The sequence below is a fragment of the Bacillus sp. JJ1533 genome, from assembly GCF_036965045.1.
In the GTDB taxonomy this organism is placed as follows: Bacteria; Bacillota; Bacilli; order Bacillales; family Bacillaceae_L; genus Ferdinandcohnia.
Genome location: NZ_JBALOV010000045.1, coordinates 386 through 4,478, shown reverse-complemented (window position 1 = coordinate 4,478; position 4,093 = coordinate 386). Strand labels below are relative to the sequence as shown.

Here is a 4,093-nt window from a genome sequence, read left to right as displayed (position 1 = left end):
ATGGCTAGATACTTATTAAACCGAAAAGGAATCCCTTAAAAGCCTTGATATTAAGGGATTTCAACCTAGAACATTTTTGTGCCTCATCGGGTAGTATCAATATTTCGGTATTATAAACAAATACTTTCTATTTTTTCGGTATTATAAGTAGTATTTGTTATTTAGTACTAAATATAAAATGGCCCTTGTTCAATTCTGACAAGGGCCATTTTTATATGGATTCAGTATAATAATTAGTCTTCTCTTCTATCTCAACAAATGGTGAGAGCCTATATTGTGTTTTTACAGATATCCTATTGTCATCAAATTTAACTAGGATTTCTTTAAAGGTTAATAGTAACAACGAGGTTAGTTCTTCATTAGTATAAGAATTTATGTTCTGTTTAAAACGATGTAAAAACTCATCCTGGGTTTTCCCCATAATCTTACCGATTTGCTCGATTAAGCTTTCAATCTCCATCAATTTGATATTTCGATATTGTATTTGTAGCTCATAGGTTTCTTTTAACTTTTTTTCAATATCTGGATTCACATTAGGTAACATGCTTTCGTTGAATTTAATTAGTTGAATCTGTTGCTTAAGAGTATCTTTTTTACTTCTAAGTTTTTTTATCCAACATTTTGACAGTGAAATGGATTCTTTCCAATGAATATTTATCGGAGTAGACCATTTTTTTTGAAACTCATCTATGATAACTTTATGAATTTCATTAATATTCAACTTATTTTTGCAGGTTGGGCATCTATAGTACAGGTACTGTTTTTTCGATTTAGAGGGTGTTTCATTTTTAGTCTTCATTGTAACGTTACAGGACTCACACTTTATAAGCCCTGACAAAAGAAATTGGCTGGACATTTTTACTTTTTTTACTTTTAACTTACGAAAATAGCATGCAATTTCCCAAATATGGTCTGGAATTAGTGGTTCATGGTGTTTTTCATTTACAAATGCTACTTCAGTCCAAGGCTTTTTTTTGCTCACATGAAAACTCTCTCGTGCAAACCACGAAAAGTCCCCAATATACCATCTATTTTGTAAAATATAACGAATGGTGCTTTCATTCCATTTGTATGTTTTATTTTCTGTTTTAGAATATTTCCCGTTTTTTTGATCAAGTTATTCATCAGGTGTTGTTATTCCAGACCTTTCAAGTATCTCGCAAATTGTCTCTTCACTATATCCATGGTAATATAGATAAAAGATAAAGATCACTATGTAACTATATTCATTTCTACTATATACGCCATCTTCCTTATTAAAGTCATATCCATAAGGTGGTCGTCCTTCAGGTCTCTCACCACTTTTAAGTTTACCTATTTGATATTCTTTTGATATTGAAGACTTTTGTTCAGAGTCCTGATGATTCATTGTGGCATGTAGTTGAACAAGAGGATTATTTAAATCCCACTCTCCTTCCAGATCAGTTGAATAAACTTTCAACTCGGGTCGTAGACTTTTTATGGGCATTAATATTTGTAAAGGAAAGTCGTAAATTTGCCTAGAGACTCGACTATCTTTCCAAAATATTAGTGCATCTACATTTGAATTGCGTAAAACAAATTCCTTTAATTTTACCATTTCTTTTCTTTTAATGGCTTCATTATGGTAGGCGGATGTTTCCACATCTATAAAAAGAACAAGCACATCATATCCAAGTGTGCGAGCCTTTATCATTACTGCATTAAGTTGAATATCTAATGAATGTTTTAGAGATTGGTCTGCTCCTGACCAACGAACATATACAACAGCAAGTTTAATAGAATCTTTGTAGATGTTAAAAGGTAATTGATTAATTTCTTGCCCTTTAACTTTACTATTATCAGTTATGAGATAAAGCTGATCTTTTATCAAATATCTTTGCATTTAATTCTGGTTCGCCTCCTTGAAAAATTCAGAAAATGGATTGTAATAGATTATTTTATCTTTATCGATTTCTATTTTTTTTATAAAAGAATGGTACAAATAATAAAGTTGATACTGTTCAATATGAGAAATCATATAGTTTTTTACTATCATTGATAGGTGTTTTAGCTCATTTAAGGAATCTTGTACTTTTGTTAGAGCATAATCGACTTCTTCCATATCCTTCTTTAGTTGTTCCACTTTTTCAAGCTTTTTCTTAATCTTGCTATATGATATAGGAGGTAAAAAGCTTATCTCCTCCTGGGTTTTTAAAATTAATCTGTCCAGATTCTTTAGCTTTTTGTTAAAATGTAATTCACGTTCTCTAAGTATTAAAGAAATCTCTATCTTAAGCATTTTTAAATCAAGACGCGGCATAATTTCCTTGAAGTGTTCCTCTATATCGGAATTTAATTCTTTTACGCTTATTTTTATTTGGTAATGTTTATTGGAACAAACGTAATATCCACTTTCTCCAATTTTTCCTGCCCTAAACTTCATTTCAGTTTTGCATTTTGTACAGACAGGTGCAATACTAGAATGCTCTAGTGACACATTTATGGCAGCAGTTACTTGACTCCTAACTTTTTCGAGGTTACGTTGAATTTTCTGAAATGTTTCGAAATCAATTAGAGGTTCAATATGATCAAGCTTTTTAAAGGTTCCCTCTCTTTCCATGTGGCCACAATAAAAAGGGATACTTAGGTACTTTAAAATTTCATCAAACCTTTTATTGTGAAACAAAGGTTTAAATTCTACCAACAGATTAAAAAAGCCCTCAGCAGTCTGAGTTTCAGATGCTCCAATGAAAAATTGAGATAGTTTAGGTGATATCTCTGTATTAAGTATATATTTAGTCTCAGACTTCTTGCCCTCTTTAATATATCCAAACCAGGGGCTTGGTGGGTATTGTGGCATAACATCCTTATTGTTATTCCTTATTGTTTGTCCATTATTTTGTGCCAACATTCCATAAAGCGACTCGGTAAAAAGATCCTTTGAAAAAGGTGGATGATTTATTGCTAGAAAAATAACTTCTATATCATATTTATAAAATTCTTTAACTAGAAGTACGTATTCATAGAAATTTCTAGCTAATCTATCTCTATGATATACAATTATCTTTTTAACTTTTCGTTGCTTTATTTTCATTCTAAGCTCTTCTAATCCAGGACGGTCTTCCATTGATAGCTTATTTGCTGAAATATCGTTATCTTTTATCCAATCGATGTCATCTTCGGATAAATTAATTGATTTCAAGTATTGTTTTATATATGTTACCTGTTTATGAATGTCCTGTCCCGCTGAACTAACCCGGGTGTATGCAACAATAAAATCATTATAAAGCTGACTGGGATTTAAATACATAGATTTAGCAACTACCAATACAAAATGCTCCTTCCTATTTATGGTTTCAAATTATCTTGTTCAATCAGCATCCCCTTCTGGGTCGGGCTAAGTTCCAGTTCATCTAGCAAAGCTTTTTCAATTAAACTTCTTATGAAGATATATGACTCTTTTTGTGTGCCTTCATTGTAAGTGGATTTTACAACTCGGATTTTAGACATTTACTTAACACGCCCTTTGCTCATTGTTAGTAACATAATAAACAAAGGAACGTTTTTTTATACTTCTACTTTTTAAGATTCTTGATGTTTTATTTCCTTAAAATCAAGCTCGAGTTGATAAGCAATTTCCCGCTGCTTCCTGTTCTCTTCACCTCTAGGTACAGCTTTGACTTCATTTCCTTCAAGTTTTATATCTAGGTCTCTAAGTAATTTAAATAATGGAATCAAAGTCACAAAACTCCACTTCTTTTAAATAATATTTTATGAATCTCTTAACTGTTAAGGAAGATACTCCATCTATTTCACCTTCTTTTTTACAATTAGAAAGAATCTTTATCCACTGTTCTTTTGATAATTTTGCAACAACTATTTTATCTGGCTCCTCATCTCTCTCAGGTTGCTTCAGATTATTCTTGAAATTGCTCATTTTATTCACTCCTTTAATAACAAAAAGAAGCACTTCAAGAGTTTGAAATAGAGTAAGGCATAGTTATCCCTACTTTAATTCAAACTCAAGAAGTGCTTCTCCTTAAGTTTGTATTTTTTAAAATACTATTAAATTAAGTTTATATTAACATAACAGTAACTGAAAAACAAATACAAGTGATTTTTTAAAATCATA

Annotated in this window: 6 protein-coding genes and 1 pseudogene; all 7 read right to left on the bottom strand. The window is 31.0% G+C overall.

Features of this window, described 5'->3' with window-relative positions:
- Positions 1-211 precede the first annotated feature (211 nt).
- Entirely contained in the window at positions 212-856 is a 645-nt protein-coding gene (locus V7138_RS22845; RefSeq protein WP_335402011.1) for a zinc ribbon domain-containing protein, read from the bottom strand.
- Between the two features lie 48 nt (positions 857-904).
- Positions 905-1,078: pseudogene (locus V7138_RS22840) on the bottom strand (recombinase family protein); the annotation flags it as partial.
- 39 nt (positions 1,079-1,117) lie between these two features.
- A complete protein-coding gene (locus V7138_RS22835; RefSeq protein ID WP_335402009.1) occupies positions 1,118-1,864 on the bottom strand; it encodes a recombinase family protein in 747 nt (248 codons plus the stop codon).
- Complete coding sequence (locus tag V7138_RS22830; RefSeq protein WP_335402006.1) at positions 1,865-3,289, bottom strand: recombinase family protein; 1,425 nt, start codon at positions 3,287-3,289, stop codon at positions 1,865-1,867.
- A gap of 20 nt (positions 3,290-3,309) precedes the next feature.
- Positions 3,310-3,471: a hypothetical protein gene (locus V7138_RS22825; RefSeq protein WP_335402003.1), complete on the bottom strand. Its 162-nt coding sequence runs from the start codon at positions 3,469-3,471 to the stop codon at positions 3,310-3,312.
- Between the two features lie 72 nt (positions 3,472-3,543).
- Positions 3,544-3,699 carry a hypothetical protein gene (locus tag V7138_RS22820; protein ID WP_335402000.1) on the bottom strand — a complete coding sequence of 52 codons (156 nt, stop codon included), beginning with the start codon at positions 3,697-3,699 and terminating at the stop codon, positions 3,544-3,546.
- On the bottom strand, positions 3,683-3,898 hold the full coding sequence (locus V7138_RS22815) for a hypothetical protein (protein ID WP_335401999.1): 216 nt from the start codon (positions 3,896-3,898) through the stop codon (positions 3,683-3,685). Before V7138_RS22815 ends, V7138_RS22820 begins: the two co-directional genes overlap by 17 nt.
- Positions 3,899-4,093: the final 195 nt, after the last annotated feature.

Coding starts and splice junctions, on each gene's coding strand:
- V7138_RS22845 (WP_335402011.1), bottom strand. CDS start 856: ATGTCCAGCCAATTTCTTTTGTCAGGGCTTATAAAGTGTGAGTCCTGT.
- V7138_RS22835 (WP_335402009.1), bottom strand. CDS start 1,864: ATGCAAAGATATTTGATAAAAGATCAGCTTTATCTCATAACTGATAAT.
- V7138_RS22825 (WP_335402003.1), bottom strand. CDS start 3,471: ATGTCTAAAATCCGAGTTGTAAAATCCACTTACAATGAAGGCACACAA.
- V7138_RS22815 (WP_335401999.1), bottom strand. CDS start 3,898: ATGAGCAATTTCAAGAATAATCTGAAGCAACCTGAGAGAGATGAGGAG.